This window comes from Peteryoungia ipomoeae, assembly GCF_004912165.1.
Taxonomy (GTDB): Bacteria; Pseudomonadota; Alphaproteobacteria; order Rhizobiales; family Rhizobiaceae; genus Allorhizobium; species Allorhizobium ipomoeae.
The window spans coordinates 325,040-344,434 of record NZ_STGV01000003.1 but is presented as its reverse complement, the minus strand read 5'-3'; the positions used below and the strand labels follow the sequence as shown (position 1 = coordinate 344,434).

21 protein-coding genes are annotated in these 19,395 nt (G+C 60.0%); 12 read left to right on the top strand and 9 right to left on the bottom strand.

The features are described 5' to 3' along the window. The first annotated feature begins 20 nt into the window (after positions 1-20). Together FAA97_RS11460 and FAA97_RS11455 are read left to right on the top strand one after the other, a co-directional pair. Positions 21-419, top strand: a complete 399-nt coding sequence (locus FAA97_RS11460) for a type II toxin-antitoxin system HicB family antitoxin (RefSeq protein WP_136598659.1) — start codon at positions 21-23, stop codon at positions 417-419. A 63-nt stretch (positions 420-482) separates the two neighbouring features. Beyond that, positions 483-2,801 carry a Tex family protein gene (locus FAA97_RS11455; protein ID WP_136598658.1) on the top strand — a complete coding sequence of 773 codons (2,319 nt, stop codon included), beginning with the start codon at positions 483-485 and terminating at the stop codon, positions 2,799-2,801. A 58-nt stretch (positions 2,802-2,859) separates the two neighbouring features. Here the strand turns inward: FAA97_RS11455 and FAA97_RS11450 are convergent, their stop codons facing one another. Both FAA97_RS11450 and FAA97_RS11445 read right to left on the bottom strand, forming a co-directional pair. Beyond that, positions 2,860-3,180, bottom strand: coding sequence for a TraR/DksA family transcriptional regulator (locus FAA97_RS11450; protein ID WP_168800987.1), 321 nt, complete (start codon positions 3,178-3,180; stop codon positions 2,860-2,862). A 26-nt stretch (positions 3,181-3,206) separates the two neighbouring features. Beyond that, complete coding sequence (locus FAA97_RS11445; protein WP_136598656.1) at positions 3,207-3,617, bottom strand: universal stress protein; 411 nt, start codon at positions 3,615-3,617, stop codon at positions 3,207-3,209. Positions 3,618-3,823: 206 nt separating this feature from the next. Between FAA97_RS11445 and FAA97_RS11440 the strand changes: the two genes are divergently transcribed. The 5 genes from FAA97_RS11440 to FAA97_RS11420 all read left to right on the top strand — a co-directional run bounded on the left by FAA97_RS11440 (position 3,824) and on the right by FAA97_RS11420 (position 7,857). Continuing rightward, positions 3,824-4,714, top strand: a complete 891-nt coding sequence (locus tag FAA97_RS11440; protein ID WP_136598655.1) for a VOC family protein — start codon at positions 3,824-3,826, stop codon at positions 4,712-4,714. Positions 4,715-4,824: 110 nt separating this feature from the next. Continuing rightward, positions 4,825-5,901, top strand: a complete 1,077-nt coding sequence (locus tag FAA97_RS11435; protein ID WP_136598654.1) for an AI-2E family transporter — start codon at positions 4,825-4,827, stop codon at positions 5,899-5,901. A gap of 195 nt (positions 5,902-6,096) precedes the next feature. Beyond that, positions 6,097-6,540: a c-type cytochrome gene (locus FAA97_RS11430; RefSeq protein ID WP_136598653.1), complete on the top strand. Its 444-nt coding sequence runs from the start codon at positions 6,097-6,099 to the stop codon at positions 6,538-6,540. Positions 6,541-6,633: 93 nt separating this feature from the next. After that, positions 6,634-7,551, top strand: coding sequence for a c-type cytochrome (locus tag FAA97_RS11425; protein ID WP_136598652.1), 918 nt, complete (start codon positions 6,634-6,636; stop codon positions 7,549-7,551). 81 nt (positions 7,552-7,632) lie between these two features. After that, a complete protein-coding gene (locus FAA97_RS11420) occupies positions 7,633-7,857 on the top strand; it encodes a hypothetical protein (protein ID WP_136598651.1) in 225 nt (74 codons plus the stop codon). Positions 7,858-7,894: 37 nt separating this feature from the next. Here FAA97_RS11420 and FAA97_RS11415 read toward each other — a convergent pair whose 3' ends face one another. Both FAA97_RS11415 and FAA97_RS11410 read right to left on the bottom strand, forming a co-directional pair. Continuing rightward, positions 7,895-8,470, bottom strand: a complete 576-nt coding sequence (locus FAA97_RS11415) for a DJ-1/PfpI family protein (protein ID WP_136598650.1) — start codon at positions 8,468-8,470, stop codon at positions 7,895-7,897. A gap of 29 nt (positions 8,471-8,499) precedes the next feature. Beyond that, positions 8,500-8,988, bottom strand: coding sequence for a GNAT family N-acetyltransferase (locus tag FAA97_RS11410; RefSeq protein ID WP_136598649.1), 489 nt, complete (start codon positions 8,986-8,988; stop codon positions 8,500-8,502). Positions 8,989-9,247: 259 nt separating this feature from the next. On the opposite strand from FAA97_RS11410, the gene FAA97_RS11405 reads away from it, so the two are divergent. Together FAA97_RS11405 and FAA97_RS11400 are read left to right on the top strand one after the other, a co-directional pair. Further along, positions 9,248-9,553, top strand: a complete 306-nt coding sequence (locus FAA97_RS11405) for a toxin-antitoxin system TumE family protein (RefSeq protein WP_136598648.1) — start codon at positions 9,248-9,250, stop codon at positions 9,551-9,553. After that, entirely contained in the window at positions 9,528-9,887 is a 360-nt protein-coding gene (locus tag FAA97_RS11400; protein ID WP_136598647.1) for an HVO_A0114 family putative DNA-binding protein, read from the top strand. Before FAA97_RS11405 ends, FAA97_RS11400 begins: the two co-directional genes overlap by 26 nt. A 66-nt stretch (positions 9,888-9,953) precedes the next feature. Here FAA97_RS11400 and FAA97_RS11395 read toward each other — a convergent pair whose 3' ends face one another. Continuing rightward, positions 9,954-10,367, bottom strand: coding sequence for a MerR family transcriptional regulator (locus tag FAA97_RS11395; RefSeq protein ID WP_136598646.1), 414 nt, complete (start codon positions 10,365-10,367; stop codon positions 9,954-9,956). A gap of 82 nt (positions 10,368-10,449) precedes the next feature. Between FAA97_RS11395 and FAA97_RS11390 the strand changes: the two genes are divergently transcribed. Continuing rightward, a complete protein-coding gene (locus tag FAA97_RS11390; protein ID WP_136598645.1) occupies positions 10,450-11,184 on the top strand; it encodes a cation efflux transmembrane domain-containing protein in 735 nt (244 codons plus the stop codon). Between the two features lie 69 nt (positions 11,185-11,253). Here the strand turns inward: FAA97_RS11390 and FAA97_RS11385 are convergent, their stop codons facing one another. From FAA97_RS11385 to FAA97_RS11375, 3 genes are all read right to left on the bottom strand, one after another. Continuing rightward, positions 11,254-11,571: a hypothetical protein gene (locus tag FAA97_RS11385; protein WP_136598644.1), complete on the bottom strand. Its 318-nt coding sequence runs from the start codon at positions 11,569-11,571 to the stop codon at positions 11,254-11,256. Between the two features lie 200 nt (positions 11,572-11,771). Then, positions 11,772-13,880 carry a S9 family peptidase gene (locus FAA97_RS11380; RefSeq protein ID WP_136598643.1) on the bottom strand — a complete coding sequence of 703 codons (2,109 nt, stop codon included), beginning with the start codon at positions 13,878-13,880 and terminating at the stop codon, positions 11,772-11,774. 90 nt (positions 13,881-13,970) lie between these two features. Then, entirely contained in the window at positions 13,971-14,858 is an 888-nt protein-coding gene (locus FAA97_RS11375; protein WP_136598642.1) for a branched-chain amino acid aminotransferase, read from the bottom strand. A 264-nt stretch (positions 14,859-15,122) separates the two neighbouring features. Between FAA97_RS11375 and ubiA the strand changes: the two genes are divergently transcribed. After that, positions 15,123-16,076 carry a 4-hydroxybenzoate octaprenyltransferase gene (gene ubiA, locus FAA97_RS11370; RefSeq protein WP_136598641.1) on the top strand — a complete coding sequence of 318 codons (954 nt, stop codon included), beginning with the start codon at positions 15,123-15,125 and terminating at the stop codon, positions 16,074-16,076. Positions 16,077-16,198: 122 nt separating this feature from the next. Here the strand turns inward: ubiA and FAA97_RS11365 are convergent, their stop codons facing one another. Continuing rightward, complete coding sequence (locus FAA97_RS11365) at positions 16,199-16,765, bottom strand: DUF6101 family protein (protein WP_136598640.1); 567 nt, start codon at positions 16,763-16,765, stop codon at positions 16,199-16,201. Positions 16,766-17,116: 351 nt separating this feature from the next. Here FAA97_RS11365 and FAA97_RS11360 point away from each other — a divergent pair, with 351 nt between their 5' ends. Continuing rightward, positions 17,117-19,303: a DUF1217 domain-containing protein gene (locus tag FAA97_RS11360; RefSeq protein ID WP_136598639.1), complete on the top strand. Its 2,187-nt coding sequence runs from the start codon at positions 17,117-17,119 to the stop codon at positions 19,301-19,303. Positions 19,304-19,395: the final 92 nt, after the last annotated feature.

The window sequence follows — 19,395 nt, the reverse complement described above, 5'->3', positions numbered from 1 at the left end:
AAAGCGTGAGAGTATCGGACATGCAGATCGTGGCGCTGATCCACCGAGAGAGCGAAAATTACGGCATTTCCTTTCCGGATCTGCCTGGCTGCATCTCGGCTGCCTCATCTCTCGACGAGTTGATGTTGGACGGCAAGGAGACGCTCGATCTGCATCTCGAACAGATGGCGCAGGACGGCGAGGCGCTACCGGAATTCCGCAGCCTTGATTCTCTGCGGGCCGATCCGGAATTCGCCGAAGACTTTGCCACAGCCGAACTCGTTACGCTGATGCCTGTGGATATTGCCGGCCGTGCCGTGAAGGTGACCATCACCATGGAAGAGCATCTGCTAATGAGGCTCAACAAGGCGGCCGAGCGTCAGGGTTACACCCGGTCCGGCTTCATCGCCGAGGCCGTGAGGCGAAAACTGGCAGGCTGACGAGGCTTGCCTTGCCGCATTCCCTCGCTATGGTCCGCCCCTCAACGATCAGACGGAAGACCCATGGCCGACGACATCAAGAGCATTGCCGCCCTCATTGCCACCGAGATCAATGCGAGGCCCGACCAGGTGATATCGGCCGTTGGCCTTTTGGACGAGGGCGCAACCGTGCCCTTCATCGCACGCTACCGCAAGGAAGTGACCGGCGGTCTCGACGATACCCAGCTGCGCAATCTCGCCGAACGGCTGATCTATCTGCGCGAGCTTGCCGCCCGCCGCAAATCGATCTTCGAAAGCATCGAAGGCCAGGGCAAGATGACCGACGAGCTGGCGCGCAAGATTGCCTCCGTCGCCACCAAGGCTGAACTCGAAGACATCTATCTGCCCTACAAACCCAAGCGCCGCACCCGCGCCGAGATCGCCCGCGAAAAGGGATTGCAGCCGCTTGCCGAGCAGATCCTCGCTGATCGCTCTGGCGATCCTCAAAAGCTTGCGGAAGCCTTCCTCACGGAAGAGGTTGCCGACGTAAAGGCAGCGCTTGAAGGCGCGCGCGATATTGTGGCCGAGCAGATCTCGGAAAATGCCGATCTCATTGGTCGCCTGCGCAATGACATGAAGGATCGCTCGATCGTCTATTCAAAGGTTGTCGAAGGCAAGGGCGAGGCTGGCGCGAAGTTTGCCGACTATTTCGAACATTCGGAGCGTTGGGCAACCATGCCGGGCCACCGGGCGCTTGCCATGCTGCGCGGCTGGAACGAGGAGTTCCTGTCCCTGACAATCGAAGTCGACCGCGACGATCCGAGCCCGGTCAAGGTCAGCCAGCGGATGATTGCGGCCGCCTATGGCATTTCCGGCAAGGGGCCGGCGGATCAGTGGTTGATGGATGTGGCTGGTTGGACCTGGCGGGTCAAGCTCTCCGTATCGCTTGCCCTCGACCTGATGCGGGACCTGCGCGAGCGCGCCGAGGAGGAGGCGATCCACGTCTTTGCTCGTAACCTCAAGGATCTGCTGCTGGCAGCGCCCGCCGGTTCGCGGCCGACCATGGGTCTCGATCCCGGCATCCGCACCGGCGTCAAGGTCGCTATCGTGGATGGCACCGGCAAGGTGCTCGACATGACGACCGTCTATCCCTTCCCGCCGAAGAACGACATCAGGGGTACGCAGGCCGAACTTGCAAGTCTCATTCGCAAGCACAATGTCGAGCTGATCGCGATCGGCAACGGCACGGGCAGCCGCGAGACCGAAAAGCTGGTGGCCGATATGCTGGCGCAGTTCCCGTCGACCGCGCCGAAGCCCACCAAGGTCATCGTTTCGGAAGCCGGCGCCTCGGTCTATTCGGCCTCGGAAACGGCCGCCAAGGAATTCCCCAATCTCGACGTCTCGCTGCGCGGCGCGGTCTCCATCGCGCGGCGCCTGCAGGATCCGCTTGCCGAACTCGTCAAGATCGAGCCGAAGTCGATCGGCGTTGGCCAATACCAGCACGATGTCGACCAGGGTAAGCTTGGCCGCTCGCTGGATGCCGTCGTCGAAGATGCGGTGAATGCCGTCGGTGTGGATTTGAATACGGCATCAGCCCCGTTGCTTGCCCGCGTCTCCGGCCTCGGCAAGACGACGGCAGAAGCGATCGTTGCCCATCGCGATGCGACCGGCGCCTTTGAAAGCCGCAAGGATCTCCTGAAGGTTCCGCGCCTCGGTGCCCGCACCTTCGAACAATGCGCCGGCTTCCTGCGCATTCCGAACGGCAAGGAACCGCTGGACGCCTCTTCGGTCCACCCGGAAGCCTATGGCGTTGCAAAGAAGATCGTTGCTGCCTGCGGCCGTGATCTACGCGCCCTGATGGGCGACAGCGCGACCTTGAAGAGCCTCGATCCCAAGCGCTTCATCGACGAGCAATTCGGTCTTCCGACGGTGAAGGACATCCTTGCCGAACTGGAAAAGCCGGGCCGCGACCCGCGCCCGTCCTTCAAGACCGCGACCTTTGCGGATGGTGTCGAGGAAATCACCGATCTCAAGGTCGGCATGACGCTGGAAGGCACCGTGACCAATGTCGCGGCCTTCGGCGCCTTCGTCGATATCGGCGTGCATCAGGATGGCCTGGTGCATGTGTCCCAGCTTGCCGATCGTTTCGTCAAGGATCCGCATGAGGTGGTGAAAGCCGGCGATGTGGTGAAGGTTCGGGTCGTCGAAGTCGACGTCAAGCGCAAGCGCATCGCACTCACCATGCGCAAGGACGGCGGTGAAGCACAACAGCCTTCGATGCGCGGCGATGCACGTGGCAATGCGAGTGCCATGAAAAATGCCAATGCGCGTCCGCCCAAGACCGAGCAAGCCTCGATGGGCGGTCTGGGGGCGGCTTTGGCCGAGGCCATGCGCAAGAAGTAACGCGTTTCAACGAGAAAGGCCGGAGCTTGGCCCCGGCCTTTCTCTTCCTCGTGCATGTTCAGTGGTCTGCGGCGCAGCGCGCGCAGAAGGGCGTGTGTGGAACGGCGTTCAGCCGCTCCAGCGGGATCGGCTCGTCGCAGCGAACACAGGCACCGAAGCTTCCCGCTTCGATCCGGGCAAGCGCGGCATCAATGCCACGCAATTCGGCTTCGCCAACCTGGCCAAACTCTTCCAGCACTTCGTCATTCTCGCTCTCGGTCGCCCGCTCGGCACTGTCGGCGCTTTTGAGTGTGCCAAGATCATGCTCGATCTTGCTCAGACGTCGTTCGATTTCGGCCTTGCGAGCGAGAAGAATGCTCTCGAAATGGGCTGTGTCCATCGCTTGATGCGGGTTTTCCATCGCCGTCACCGATCAACCAGAACCGAGATCTTCGAATGCCGCACGACGCGGTCTGCCGTCGCGCCGATGAAATAATTGGAAAAATCAGGGACATGCGATGCGATGATGATGAGGTCCGCACCATGCTCCTGCGCTGCCGCGAGGATTTCGCGCGCCGGCGGTCCGTTGCGGATTTCGACCTTCGCCTCGATGCCGCATTTCTCTTTCAGGCCGACGAGCCGCGCTTTCGCTTCCCGGATGGAGTTTTCGATGAGATCCACAGGCACGTCGATGGCGAGATAGCCCGGGATATCCTCAACCACGGTAACGAGCGTCAGTGTTCCTCCAGCGTCAAGCAGAGAAGCCGCCTTCGTCAAGATCTTCTCGCCCTTGTCGAGGGCGCTGGTGTCAACCGGGACGACGATGTTCTTGTACATGGTGCTCTCCTTGTTCGGGCTGTGCAAATGCTTCCTCTTATGGCTCCAGAATGATCATAGAGAGCGGCGCGCGCATTGATCAGGATCAAGTTGGCGCTGATCGAATTGTCAACTTTTACCGAACGAACAGTCGAGGAAATGTCGCCTTATGTGAACAAAAGGACTGCGCTAAATTGCAGTCAACATCAACTCGAAGAGTATCGGCCATGACGCAGACTGTTTCCTCGACGGTGGACAATCCGTCTTTCGCTCTGACGCGCCCTGTGCATGTCGAGGCGGCGCATTTGAGCGTTGCTGACCTCGACAGAGTCGGCGCCTTCTACCAAAAGGTTCTTGGTCTCGACGTCCTTGACCGGACGGCAAGCGGCATGGTGCTGGGGACCGGGCGGAAGGCGCTTCTGACCCTCACGACCAGGGGCGATGCAGCCCGTCAGCCGCGCAATGCCGCCGGTCTGTTCCACAATGCGTTTCTGCTGCCGGATCGGTCCGCTCTGGCCGATTGGTTTGCCCATGCTGTCAGCCTCGGGGTCTCCTTCGAGGGAGCAAGCGACCATTTGGTCAGCGAGGCGATCTATCTGTCCGATCCTGAAGGCAATGGCATCGAAGTCTATCGTGATCGCCGCCCGGACGAATGGACCTATCATGGCGATGGTACGGTCGAAATGGCCACCCATCGGCTCGACCTCCATGCGCTTCATGCAGAAGCGAAGCCTTCCAGCTGGCAGCATGCGCCAAACGGTACAGCCCTTGGACACATCCACCTCCAGGTGGGCAGCTTGCCGGAGGCAGACCGGTTCTACGAGGGGGTGCTGGGCCTGAAGAAGATGGCGAGCTATCCCGGCGCGAGCTTCTTTGCCAGCGGCGCATACCATCATCACGTGGCCGCCAACATCTGGAACAGTCGCAACGCCATGGTCCGCGAGAACAGCATGACCGGCCTGCAGGATTATCATCTGAGTTTCACCGATGATGAGACCTTGGGCACCACCCTCGACCGCCTGGATGCGCTTGAGATTCCGGTGCTGAGAGAGGATGGCGTCCACAAACTCGTCGATCCCTGGGGCATCGGCATCCGCCTCTCGCGCACCGCCGACTGAAATTCGGCGCAAACCGATGGAACAGCTGTCTGCCTGACACGTTTCTGAGCGCATTCGGGTTGGAACATGTTCCATCCAATGCGCCAGATCAGTTATCGCGGGGACCGGCAGTGAACATTGAAGTACCGACAGAAGCTCCGCCGCAACGAAAAGTGAAGGTCCATCGCACCGGGCTGGACTATGCCGCCCTTTGGGCCGTGATCGGTCTTTTCGCCATTGCCGGCATTGCCGTGCTCAATCTGGCTTCCTTCATCCTCATACCACTCACCTTTGCCGTTGTCGTTGGCCTCATTCTTGGACTGGCCGCAGATCGGCTTGGCGCGATGGGCATACCATCCGTGCTGACGGCAGCAATCCTGTCCGGATTGTTCGTCGGGATCGTGATCCTGCTGGTCTCGATCATTGCCGGTCCGCTCAACATGCTGATCAAAAACGCACCCGAGATGATCGAGAAGACCCTGCAATTTCTCGAAAGCATTTCATGGCTGGAACGTCCGGTGCAAAGCCTGATGCGCGGGCCGGGATCGGCCGATAACGTCATGGAGCATACGGGCACGATCCTGTCGACGCTCGCGACCGGCGTGATGCCGGCTCTCCTGCAGATCATGATCTTCGCCGGCAGCCTCATGCTGTTTCTGTCCTCGCGCATGACCCTGCGCCGGGCCATGATCCGCGTGTTCACCAATCGCCCGCGCCGCCTGGCAGCCATTCGGATGATCAACCAGGTCGAAGCGGTGCTGGGCTACTATTTCGCGACGGCGATTGCGATCTATTCAAGCTTCGGTCTGATTGCGGCGCTCATCGCCTGGATCGGGGGCCTTGGCAGCCCGTTGCTCTGGGGGGTGGCCTCCTTTATTCTGAGCTTCGTGCCCTTTCTCGGCATTGCCACGGTGACGGTCGCCATCGCAATTGCCGGCCTCATGGTGCACGAGACCATGTTCTACGGCCTGCTGCCGGCCATTGCCTTCTTCCTGGTCAATGCCGTCTACGAGAACCTTCTGATCCCGTCGGTCATGGGGCGAAAGCTGGAGATGAATTCCTACATGCTCTTCGTCGCCATCGTCTTCTGGACCTGGCTCTGGGGTGCTGTCGGTGCCATGCTGGCCGTGCCCCTCACTGTCATTTGCATGACGCTGCTTGGCAACTTCTTCCCCCCCGGCACGCCCAAGCCCAACCTGCCTGATTGATTGCCAATCGCGTTGATTGGCTCTCGCGCCGCTGACAATGCGTTGACGCGCGACCGACAGCAAATCGACAGCACGTGCACAAGATCACCGAACAGACCTCTTCACTCGTTTGTGACTTTCTGTCGCAGCCAAGAACCGGCAAATACTTGTTCGTCCATCCGTTTCCGGCCCGCGGGCCTTGCCTTGGAGAGAATGATGAAGGTCAAATTTCTAGTTGCTGCAGCCACCGCCCTCTGTCTCGGTGTTACCGCGGCAATCGCCGCTGGCGAACCGCAGGTCGTCCGTCAGGAAGAAATGAAGAAGGTCGGCGGCGCCATGGGCGCAATTGGTGCGATCGCCAAGGGTGAGAAGCCCTACGACGCCGCTGCGATCCAGGCAGCTTTGACCACGCTCGCCGAGGTCGGCAAGACCTTCCCCGATCATTTCCCCGCTGGCAGCGAAACCGGCATGGAGAGCGAGGCCGCTCCGGCCATCTGGGCAAACATGGATGACTTCAAGGCGAAGTCTGCCAAGCTTGCTGAAGTCGCCGAAGCGCAGCTTGCCGCAATGCCGGCAGACCAGGCTGCCGTTGGCGAAACCATGAAGGCCGTTGGTGCAACCTGCGGCGATTGCCATCAGACCTATCGCCTGAAGAAGTAATCATCATGGCGGGTGCCTGGCGTCCCTAAGACGCAGACGGGCACCCGCCATTTTTATGTCCGGTGACGACCAGAAGCGATGAAGGGGAGCCAGATGGCATCGACGTTCTTGAAGGCAATCGGCGGGCTCGCCGTTCTTGGTGCAGCCGGGTTTGCCGCCTTCGTGGTCGTAACTGCACCGGATAGACAAGAGCTATCCACCTGGGCCAATCAGGGTGATGCGGATCTCGAAAATGGCCGGTCCGTCTTCTTCGCCGGCGGTTGCAGCAGCTGCCATGCGCCGGCAGGCGCGACGGGCGATGCGCGTCTGGTGCTTTCGGGCGGCGCGCCGCTCAAAAGCGACTTTGGCAGTTTCCATGCCCCCAACATCTCCAGTGACGCAGAGCACGGCATCGGTGCCTGGACGCTTGCCGAGTTCGGGGATGCCATGACCCGTGGCGTTGGTCGCGACGGCGAACATCTCTATCCGTCATTTCCCTATGGCTCTTATGCCCGCATGACGCCCAAGGACATCAACGACCTCTACGGCTTCATGAAAACCCTGCCGGCAAGCGATGCAGTCGCTCCGCCGCATGAGCTGGGATTCCCGTTCAACCAGCGTGTTCTGCTCGGCGGCTGGAAACTCCTGTTCCACACCTCAGAACCGCGGGTCGAATTGACGGATGCCTCCGACATGGTCAAGCGCGGCCAGTATCTGGTCGAAGGCCCCGGTCATTGCGGCGAATGCCATACGCCGCGCAATGCGCTTGGCGGGTTTGAAAGCGACAAATGGCTTGCCGGTGGTCCAAACCCGGAAGGCGAAGGCACCATCCCGAACATCACGCCGGGATCGAAATCCATGGGCTCATGGAGTGAAAGCGAAATCGTCGCCTATCTCGAAACCGGTTTTACCCCCGATTACGACAGTGTCGGCGGCTCCATGGTTGAGGTGCAGAAAAACATGGCCGAGCTTTCCGCTTCAGACCGCGAGGCAATTGCGGCTTACCTGAAAGCCATTCCCGCACGCGACTGATCACAGGCGATTTCAGCAGTACAGCATGGCGCAAGCCTGCAGGGTCATGCTGGCCCCTCAAGACGATGTGGTGGAGGGGCCATGAGCGGCGAAACTTGGCGTATGGAAAAGGCGATCCGATCCTTGCTGGATAAGTATCCGGACCCGGCCTTGCATCGATGGGTGGATGAAACCATCAAGGCATTCGAATGGCGGCTTTCCGCCATCGTCGATCCGCGTGAACGGGACCATGCCTATCAGGCGGCCCTGATCCTGATCAAGACAACGCTGCAGAAATGGGCGGATTCGCCGCCAGTGCGCCACTAGCGCAGCAAGGCGCCATCATCCCCGCCGGGTCTGAGTATCAGGCCCGGCCGCGGTGCTCGGCGGAAAAACCTGAAAGCTCGGCTTCCGCTTCCGGCCCGTAAAGCTCGAGCGCCTTCAAGACTTCGATGGCGAAGGTGTCGGGGGCAAAGCCTGCGGCGGTGACGATCTTGCCCGCGCGCACGGCCTGCGGCTGATCGCGGTAAAACGCGCTGCCATGATAACCCGGCTGCCGCTGATGCGAGGCGAGCGAATTGCCGGTGTGGTCAACGCCGTCAAGGATGCCGCTCTCGGCCAGCGCGCTCGCAGCCGCGCAGATCCCGGCAACAACCTTGTTCTCGCGCACGAAGGCCCGCAGCATCGGCGTGAAATCGAAGGCCTTTCCCTTTTCCCAGGCATAGCCGCCGGGAATGACCAGCGCGTCGAAATCGCTCGGCACCAGCGCGTCATACGAGAGGTCGGGGCTGATCTTCAGCCCGCCCATGGAGGTGAGGCTTTCGCCGTCGGGGCTTGCTGTCAGAACCTCGCAATTCAGATAGTAGCGCGCGGCGGCCATCAGCAGGGCCGGTTCCCAGTCTGCAAAATCCTGCTGCAGGGCAATGGCGATCTTGGGCATCGCAGGTCTCCGGTGCGGCGGGCGAGGGCTCAGGCAATCGCCTGCAGGTAGCGCATGCCGGTGACAGGCCGCGGCACGAAATCCATGTTCTCGTAGAAACGGTGAGCGGCGAAATTGCCGGTCGCAGCAGACACCGAGAGGAAGTTGCAGCCGGATGCCCGCGCGATCTGCTTGGCGCGATCGACGAGATGCTGGCCGATGCCGTTGCCGCGCTGGCCGTCGCAGACGAAGAGATGGTGCAGTTCCATGCCGCGCTTGCCTTCCTGCGCCCTGTAGAGCGGCACCAGAATGGCGTAGCCGATCAGGTTGTCGCCGCTATCGGCCACCAGCGCCTGGATCCAGGGTGTGGGGCCGAAAAGGTCGCGCTCCAGAACTTCCGGCGTCATCGCCGAGGCATCGCCGTGATGCATGGCGAGTGCCGCGATCATCGCGTTGAGTTCCGGCAAGTCGCGCGGCTTGGCATGGCGGATCGCCACGATGGGCGGGCGGGGCAGGGTGAGGTCGCTGTCTTCGGTCATGTTGCTTTCCCGTGGTCTCTGTTTGTGCCGTCAGGGGGAAAGTCGTCCGGAAAACAACAAGGCCGCCTGACGGCGGCCTGTTGACAATGAGATCTTGTCGGGCCGCCGGTTACCGGTAGGCCCAAAAATACGTGCAGGAGATGGTTGCGCGAATATCGATCATGGCGCGTTTGATGCGCCAGTTTGAATCGAATGTCAACGGGCATCTTTGCTGTGCGCATACGATGGAGTAGGCTCCATCAGGGAGCATGCGACGAAGATGGCAAAAGCGACGTTGATCCGCAGGATGCGCAGCTTCGTCCGCGACGAAGTCTTTGTCGAGATCCTGATCTGGCAAGTGCCGGTGGCGCTGCGCGGAAGCCGGCACGCCTTCAAGTGCAGCCTGGCTCTCGTTGCCGATCGCAGGTGTGTGCTGCGCTATGACAATGAAGCCAGAAAAGGTGACCATCGGCACTGGGGAGAAGCCGAGGAATCCTATGCGTTTTCTGGGATGGATCAGCTGATCTCGGACTTTCTCGATGATGTGAAAGGATGGTTGGATGACAACCCTCAAGGTGAAGATTGAAAGTCTTGAGCAAACGATGGCGACGGCTGCAGATGCCATGAAGGCTGCTGCCAGTCAGACCGTTCCCGTCACCGAGTTCAGTCTCAGCTTTCCCTCATGGGATGCGCTGCACAAGGTCCTGACACCCAAGAGGCTGGAGATCGTCAAGACAATGACCGGACAGGGAGCGCTGACCAAGCGGGAGGTTGCCCGACGTGTCGGGAGAGATTTCAAGGCTGTTCACGCCGACATCGACACGCTCGTGAAGGCGGGGGTCATCGACACTGTGCAGGATGGTGTGATGTTTCCGTACGAGCGGATCCATTTCGAATTCGAAATCGAATCTGCTGCGTGAGCCCCGATTTTCACGCATTTGATAGAAGTCGGCAAGTTGCAGGCGGCGCGTTCTCCGCTTGCATACTCAATGCTCGTCCTCGCACAACCCGTGATCGGAGAGCGCCCGGATCACATAGCAGTCGCCGACGGTGTGGCTCTCGCCATGCGAGACGATTCGGGCGAGTTCCGTTTCGAGTTTCTTCAGTCGCGCGATCTTTTCCCTCACCTCGTCCAACTGCTCACGGGCAATCTGGTCGGCTCGCATGCAGGGCTCGTGCGGGTGGCGGCTGAGACTGAGCAACTCGCGGATCGCCTCGATCGGGAAGCCAAGATCGCGGGCATGGCGAATGAAGGTCAGGCGCTCGAGATCGCCGTTCTCGTAGCGCCGCTGATTGCCCTCGCTGCGGTCGGGCGGCGCAATCAGGCCCATCTGCTCGTAATAGCGGATGGTCGGCACCTTAACGCCGGCGCGGCGCGACAAATCACCGATGGAAAACATGCGAAAAAACCTCTTGAACCTCTAGTCACTAGAGATCCTAGATTGGCGGTAGAGTGACATCAAGACGTGAGGAACGAACAAGATGAGTGCTGCCTGCGGCCATGACCATGCCCCGTTCGACGGCATGTCGGATACCTATAAACGCCGGCTTTGGCTGGTCATCGCCATCAACGCCGCGATGTTCGTCGTCGAAATGACTGCAGGCCAGATGGCGCGGTCCCAGGCCCTGCAGGCGGATGCGCTCGATTTCTTTGCCGATGCGGTCACCTATGGCATTTCGCTTGCTGTCATCGGTGCCTCGCTGAAAACCCGCAGCCTGGCGGCGGCTGCCAAGGGGGTGAGCCTTTTCTTGATGGGCCTTTGGGTCTTCGGTGCCACGCTCTGGCGAATTTATGCCGGCGGCGTGCCGGAAGCGCCGGTGATGGGCCTGATCGGCTTCCTGGCGCTTGCTGCCAATCTCGCCAGCGTCCTGCTGCTGATGTCCTATAAGGATGGCGATGCGAATGTTCGCTCGGTCTGGCTTTGCTCGCGCAATGATGCCATCGGCAATGTCATCGTCATGTTCGCGGCACTCGCCGTCTGGGGCACAGCCAGCGCCTGGCCGGACCTGATCGTGGCAGCCATCATGGCCGGCCTCTTTCTCAGTTCTTCGGTCCAGATCCTATCGCAGAGTTACAGCGAATGGCGGGCCGGCGAACCTGTAACCCTGGCCACGTGCTGCGGCGGTCATGGCGATCCCGTGGCGCCTGCATCAGCTGCCGCCCATGATCACACTCACGATCACGGGCACGATCACACGGGGCACGTCCATCACTAGAATCTGCCGGCAAAAAGAAAGGCCGGCGCGGCATCATGCCGGCCGGCCTTTGCACCGCATCGAATGAGGTCAGAATTCCCCGTAAAGGGAAGGAGCATCATGCTCCCGATAGGCTGCTTCGACCATCTGGATGCGGGACATTTCGTTGAGATCTCGGGAGGGTGTCCCGTGTGTGCCGTGCGGCGTACTGCCTTTCGAGCGGGAGCCTTCGACAGTCCAGAGCGCTGCGGAGAGCTGCGTCGAAAGGAGCGTGCTCGAAAAGGTGCTGGGATTCATCAACCGCCCAGAGGACTGGGCAGCGGTTTCTGGCGCAGCCTCTTCCATTGTCGCCGTGCTGGGCACGTGGCGGCTCTGGTAAGAGTTGCTCAGGCCGGTTTCGATCCTCATCGTGAAAGCCTCGGTTGAAAAGTTAACCTTTTGTTAACCTTTCAACCTTGCGCGAAGCTTGCGTGCCGCACCGCACTATGACCTTTGGGGGCTTGTTAAAACTGCGGTGTGCGGATACGGCGCCGAATCAGTCGACCGCTGGATGTGGTGCCTCCGGCTTGGCAACCGTCAATTTATACCATTAAATCCTGATAGGCTGATTAAGCAATGCCAGCCACCTTGATCGCATAGGCATATTCAAACGCGATCTCCTCCAGCCGCTGGAACCGCCCCGACTTGCCGCCATGACCGGCGGCCATGTTGGTCTTGAGCAGGAAGGGACCGGCCTCCGGTGCGGTTGCGCGCAGCCGCGCTATCCACTTGGTCGGTTCCCAATAGGTCACGCGCGGATCGGTGAGACCCGATAGCGCAATGATTGGCGGGTAGGGCTTTTTCTCGACATTGTCGTAGGGGCTGTAGGCCGCGATCCAGCGATATTCTTCTTCAGACTCGATCGGATTTCCCCATTCCGGCCATTCCGGCGGGGTGAGCGGCAGGGTGTCGTCGAGCATGGTGTTGAGCACGTCGACGAAGGGCACGGCGGCGATGATGCCGGCGAATTTCTCCGGTGCCATATTGGCGACCGCGCCCATCAACATGCCGCCGGCAGATCCGCCCTCGGCGATGATCCGGTCATGGGCGGTGAACTTCTCCTTTACCAGGTGGTCGGCAGCCGCGATGAAGTCCTTGAAGGTGTTGGCCTTCTTTTCCATCTTGCCGTCTTCATACCAGGAAAAGCCCTTGTCCTTGCCGCCGCGGATATGGGCAATCGCATAGACGAAGCCGCGATCCACCAGCGACAGGCAGTTGGTGTTGAAGCCGGCCGGAATGGTGATGCCGTATGCGCCATAGCCATAGAGCAGGCAGGGCGCGGAGCCGTCGAGCACCGTGTCGCGCCGGTAGAGCAGGGTGACAGGCACCTGCTCGCCGTCATGCGCCTCGGCAAAGACGCGGCGGGTGACGTAGTCCGCCGGATTGTGCCCCGACGGCACTTCCTGGGTCTTTAGAAGCACCCGCTCGCGGGTCGCCATGTTGTAGTCAAAGAGCTGGGAGGGCGTCGTCATCGAGGAATAGGAGAAGCGGATGACGTCGGTATCGTATTCGGCGGCACCCTGCAGGCCCAGCGAATAGGCTTCTTCGGCAAAGGCGATCGAATGTTCCTCGCCAGTCTTGCGGTCGCGGATCATGATGACCGGCAGGCCTTCGCGACGCTCCAGCCAGACCAGATGGCGGGCAAAGGCCATGTGGTTGAGGATGAGACGGCCCGGTTCATGCGGCACGACCTCTTTCCAGTTCGCCTTGCCCGGTGCCGATACCGGCGCCTCGACGATCTTGAAGTCCTTGGCATCGTCGGCATTGGTCAGGATGTAGAAGACGTCGCCGCCTTCGGTCATCGAATATTCGACGCCTTCCTCGCGCTCGGCCACCAGCTGCGGCTCGGCCAGAAGATCCTTGGTCGAGAGGATGCGGTACTCCGAGGTCTCGTGGTCGTGGATGTCGATATAGATCACGTCGTCGAGCAGCGAGCCACCGACGCCCATGAAGAAGCCGGGATCGTTTTCCTCATAGACCAGCCGGTCGGACGATTGCGGCTCGCCGACGATGTGATGGAAGACCTTTGATGGACGGTGGTTCTCGTCCTGCAACGTGTAGAAGAAGCTCTTGCCGTCAGGCGCCCAGACCCCACCACCAGCGGTGTTTTCCAGCACGTCTTCGAGATCCTGCTTGGTGACGAGGTCGCGGATGCGCAGCGTATAATATTCCGAGCCCTTGTCGTCGTAACCCCAGATGCCGAAGGCGTGGTCTGTCGTGTGGTCGATGCCGGCGAGACGGAAATAATCCTTGCCCGCCGCCTCCTTGTCGCCATCCAGCAGCAGATCGCGGATTGCTTCATCGGTCGGATTGCCGTCGCGCGGAATGCGGAAATAGCGCGGCTGCTCGCCGCCGGTAACGAAGGCCGAGCCATAGGCAAACGGCCCGTCCTTCATCGGGATCGATGAATCGTCTTCCTTGATGCGGCCTTTCATCTCTGCAAACAGCGCCTTTTGCAGATCCTTCGTATCGGCCATCGCCGCGTCCATATAGGCGTTTTCAGCCTCCAGGTATGAGCGGATTTCCGGGTCGAGGATGGAGGTATCCTTGAACATCTGCTGCCAGTTGTCGGCGCGCAGCCAGGCGTAGTCGTCCGTTCTCGTTATCCCGTGATGGGTATCGGAAACGGGCTTCTTTGCAGCTTGGGGCGGAGCGGGCAGGTTCTTGAAGACGGACAAGGGACATCCTTCCGGAATGGATCATGGGATGATCGAGAGATAGAGAGGAGGAAGGCCGCGATCAAGCGGCCCCGGGCACGGCGAGCAGCGTCAAGCCGCAGCTTTCGCGCTAGACTTCGCCCAGTCCATGTAGAGTTCCAGAGCCCTGCGCGTCACTGGGCCCTCCTGCAGCTGCACGTCGTCTAGCCGCGTCACCGGCACGACCTTGGAATAGTTGCCGGTCTGGAAAATCTCGTCGGCATCCATGAAATCCTCGACCGACAGCGTTGCCTCGCGCACCTCGAAACCTGCCTCGCGCAAAAGTCCCATGACGCGGGCGCGGGTGATGCCGGCAAGGAAGGTGCGGTTGGCCGCAGGCGTGAACACCACGCCGTCCTTGACCATGAAGACATTGGAGGAGGCGGTCTCCACGACATTGCCGTTCATGTCGCGTACCAGCGCGTTGTCAAAGCCGCGGGCGCGCGCCTCGATGATCATGCGACCGGAATTCGGATAAAGGCTGCCGGTCTTGGCGTCGGTCATCGCGCATTCCGGTGTCGGGCGGCGGAAGGGCGAGAGCGTCAGCGACGAGGGCTTGGCGGTGTGCATCGGCGCTTCAAACAGGCAGAGCGCAAACCGCGTCGATTCCGGATCTGCGGCCACGATAGACCCCATCTGGCCATGCTCGGCCCAGTACATCGGCTTGATGTAGATCGCCGTCTTGCCGTCGAACTTCTTCACCCCTTCGAGCGCCAGCCGCTCGATTTCTTCTGCCGTCATGGTGGCCTTGAGGCCGATATTGGCGGCCGACCGGTTGATGCGTTGGCAATGCAGATCGAGATCGGGCGCAATACCGTCAAACCAGCGCGCCCCGTCGAACACCGTCGAACCCAGCCACATCGCATGCGAGGTCGGTCCAATCAGCGGCGGGTTGCCGGCAAACCAGTCTCCCTCGACATAGGTGAACGTGGTGCTGCGCGGGGATGTATCGACGGTCATGAGGCTTCTCCTGTTCTCGTTGCTTTGCAGCAAATGCCGATGCCCTCGAGAGGTCAAGCGCAATCCGACCGCACGGCTTCCCATCTGCCCATTCGTGACAGCATTTTTCGGATTTGATGGTGAAATCAGCAGCTTGGCTGATGTGTCCATCAATTCCGGTGATTAGCCGGACAGGGAGTGGCCAGCGACACGGTCGTGGCGTCGAACTGTTCCCGCAGACAAAGTCCCGTTTCCATCCGCATAATCTTGGCCTATCAAGGAGGCATGAGCACATCTGATCCGACCCTCGATCGCGTTGCCGACGCGCCTTCCGACAATTTTGTCTACCGTATCCTGCCGCGGTGGCTCTGGCCGCATGCGCAACTGGCGCGCTGGGATCGCCCGATTGGCTGGGAACTGTTGATGTGGCCATGCTTCTGGTCCTCGGCGCTGGCCGCCAATGCACTGGCCGCCGAAGGGCGTTTGAGCCTGGCGCAATTTGTCTTCCAGCTCTGCCTTTTCTTCGTCGGGTCCGTCGCCATGCGCGGTGCCGGCTGCACCTATAATGACCTCATCGACCACGAGATCGACGACAAGGTGGCCCGCACCCGTTCGCGACCTTTGCCCTCCGGCCGCATCTCGCGCCGCGATGCCAAGATCTTCATGGTGTTGCAGGCGCTGGTCGGCCTCGTCGTGCTCCTCTGCTTCAACGGCTTTTCCATCCTGCTCGGCATCTTGTCTCTGGCGATCGTGGCGATCTATCCCTTCGCCAAACGCTTCACCGATTGGCCGCAGTTTTTTCTCGGTCTTGCGTTTTCCTGGGGTGGCTTGATGGGGTGGGCCGGTCTGTTTGGCGCTTTGTCGCTGCCGGCGCTGCTGGTTTATGCCGCGGCTGTCGCCTGGACCATCGGTTACGACACCATCTATGCCCATCAGGACAAGGAAGACGACGCGCTTGTTGGCGTGCGCTCCACTGCGCGGCTCTTCGGAGACGACACGAAGATCTGGCTGTCCGGCCTTTATGCAGCGACGCTTGTGCTGCTGCTTGCCGCCTTTCTCTTAGCCGGCGTCGCCTTTCCGGCCTATCTCGGGCTCGGCCTTGCTGCCCTGTTGTTCGCCTGGCAGATCAAGGTGCTCGATATCAATGACGGTGCGCAATGTCTGGCGCTCTTCAAATCCAATGGCCGGGTCGGTCTGATGCTCTTTGCGGGGCTGATTGCGGCCCTGCCATTTGCCTGAGCGCTGGCCCAACTTATCCACAGATCGTACCAGCCTGATACAGCCTGCATCGGCAAGGCGGGAAAAACGAAAGGCCCGGATCATGCAATCCGGGCCTTTGCCTGTTTTGTCTTGGGACGGAATCAGCTGCGTGCGATGATTTCCTTGCCGGAAATCTTCATGGTTACGCCGAGCGTGCCGGTGGAACGGCGCACGAGGAATCGCGGTCGGCGCTCGGCAAAATAGGAATGCCGGCGGCGTGGCTGGGTTTCTTTTGTGCGTACTTCGCCGATGTGTTCTTCGAGCGGACGGGCAACGCCGTCGGCCTCCACCATCAGCATGGGGATGCGGAAGGCTTCCGCCCAATTGCGCCAGTCGGCGGCAATGTCGCAGAGGTCATGTGCCACAAGCAGCGGAATGCACAGCTCGGGGTCTTCGTGATGCAGTTCGAGGGTCACGGTAACCTCACCATCTCCATGGTCGATGGCCCGGGCCGCAACGCCTTTGAAGGCGCGTGCGGGCAGGGCGAAGGAAAGCGGCAGGCCGCTGCCGGTCAAATGCTTGCGCAAGACTGCGCCGCGTTCGTCGATCGTTATTGTGACGTCGCCGGGTGCGCCGCGCAAGGCATATGTGACTTGTTGGGGAAACCTTGTTGGGTCAAGTCGCAGCGTTGCGCCTGCCCAGGCGGGCTTCATAACCGTGTTCGTCATCTTCATGCTACCCTTGTTTTACCGAGAAGCTCGTCATGAGCTCGTCTCATCGGGACTTTTCGTCCTCTATGGCCTGAAGATAGCGAGCGGCTGTTGGAGACCGCTTAAAAGACGCAGTAAAGAAAATCTTGCCGGGTCAGATGGTTAGTTTTCTCGTACCAGCCAAGGTTTCAGAAAGCTGAACAAACGCGCGACTTGTATCAGACCGGAGCGCCTGCGCTTTGCTGACCGCGAGGAGAGGCAAAGGGCGCCTTTTTCTGCGGTATTTTTCATGAATTCATAAAGCTTGGCGCAAGGATTTGGGCGCATACTGACCGCTGCAGAATTCTGTCTTGTGCGTCGAGGAACCCCATGGTCTCCACATACCTGAGCTACAGCCTGGTCAACAGGGACATGAAAGCCGCGCTGAACCGCGTCGGCTCGGACAACCTCGTGCAGCGTCAGACGCAATATTTTGAAGACAATATCGGCAAGGTGAACTCGGTCGAGGAGTTCCTCGACGACTATCAGCTCTATTCCTTTGCGATGAAGGCCTACGGTCTCGAAGAGATGACCTATGCCAAGGCCTTCATGAAGAAGGTGCTGGAAAGCGATCTTTCCGACGACAAGAGCTTCGCCAACCAGCTGACCGACGAGCGCTACAAGACCTTTGCACAGGCCTTTCAGTTCAGCCCGGCGGAAGCGGACGCGCAGTCAAAAGTCCAGGAGACTGCCTTTCTCAAGCAGTATGATGGCGCGCTTGCCGCCCAAAGCGATGCGCTGAAGACGGAAAGCAACTTCTACAGCGCGGCGATTGACAATGTCACCAGTGTCAGTGGCATCGTCAACAACAGCCGCATGCGTGACTACGTTCTCAGTGCCTTTGGCATCGACGGTACCTATTACACGAAGGATCATCTGACCAAGGTGCTGACCAGCGATGTGTCGGACCCGAACAGCTACGTCAAGCAACTGGTCGCCAAGGGATCGAAGGACGCGGTCGCCTTCTACAAGATGGCCGAAGCCTTCAATTTCAACGCCGATGGCAGCCTTTCCGCTGCGACCGCCCAGACCGCTGCGCAAAAGGATGCCACGATCAGCCTCTATGTCGAGGAGGAGCAGACTTACGTTACCGACTTCTATCGGCAGCGCGAGCAGGCCTATTACGAGCAGAAGATGGCGACCGTGACGAAGGTCAGCGACATCACCTCGGACTCGCGCCTGTTCAACTATGTCAAGGCGGCCTTCGAGCTGGATTCCACCGTCACGGCGTCGAAATTTGCGGAAATCGTCAAGAGTGACACCAGCCAGTCGGGAAATTTTGCCGAGGTCAATGGCGGTGCTGCCTGGGTCAATGTGGCGGATGCCTTCAACTTCGCCAGCGATGGCACGGTTGCCGCCGGCTCTGCACAAAACACTGCGCAACTTGCACTCACCACCAACCGCTATTCCACGCGCTATGATGATGCGGATGAAAGCAAGAAGACGGCACTCACCGATCTCTACATCGCCAAGATGGCCAAGGTCGAGAAGGTCGACGACATCCTCAAGGATTCGTCCCTGATGCTTCTGTTGCAGAGGACGATCGGTTTCGAAGCCGGCGAGTTCAGCAAGGACGAGCTGACGAAGGCGTTGACCAGCGATTTCACCGACCCGGCAAGCTATGCCAATCGGTCTCGGGATGATCGTCTCGTGCAGCTTTCAAGGATGTTCAACTTCGACGCCGAGGGCAAGTCGTCGGCCCCCTTGCAGGCGCATGACACTCTGACGGCGACGACGATTGCCAAGCAGTATGTCATCAATGAAATCCGCTTCCTGGAAGGGGATGAAAGGACAGCCGCGAAAGACAAGGCCACGGCAGAGGCTGCGAAATATCAGGAAAAGATCCAGTCGATCGACAGCGTAGCGGCGCTTCTGAAGGACCGCGAGATCCTGGATGTTGTCATCAAGGGCTTCGGGCTCGACGCAGAGGCGGCGACCGATGATTTCCTCAAGCAGATCTTCACCTCGGACCTCGCCGATCCCAAGAGCTTTGTCTTCGAGCAGAAGGACAATCGCTGGGCCGAAATGGTCGCTTCCTTCAACTTCGACAGCGAAGGCAAGCTCGCCCGTGCAGGTGGGACAGGCATCCAGCAGCGCGGCGAAGTGATGGAGACCGTCAACAAGTATCTGCGCCAGACACTCGAGGAAACCGAAGGCGAGAGCAATCAGGCTGTGCGCCTCGCCCTCTATTTCCAGCGGGCAGCACCCAACATTACGGACGCCTACGGCATGATTGCCGACGACGCGCTGATGGAAGTGTTCCGCGTGACCTTCGGTTATTCCAGCGACTTCTCCAGTATGGATGTCGATATGCAGGCCAAGGTCATCAAGGATAAGCTCAACCTTGCCGATCTGCAGGATCCGAAGAAATTGGAGCGCCTGCTGCAGCGCTTTACAGCGATGTACGACATTGAGAACACCAGCTATGCGGGGTCCGCTCTGACCGTCCTTACCGGCGGCGGTGGAGCAGGTGTCTCTGCCGATCTCTTGATCAGCCTTGCCCAGTTGAAGGCCTGATCGGACCTGAACCATATGCATCCGCCGCTCTTGCTGGCGGATGTTTTTTTGACTATCGATATATCCCAGTGAATATATCGATAGGGAGAGGT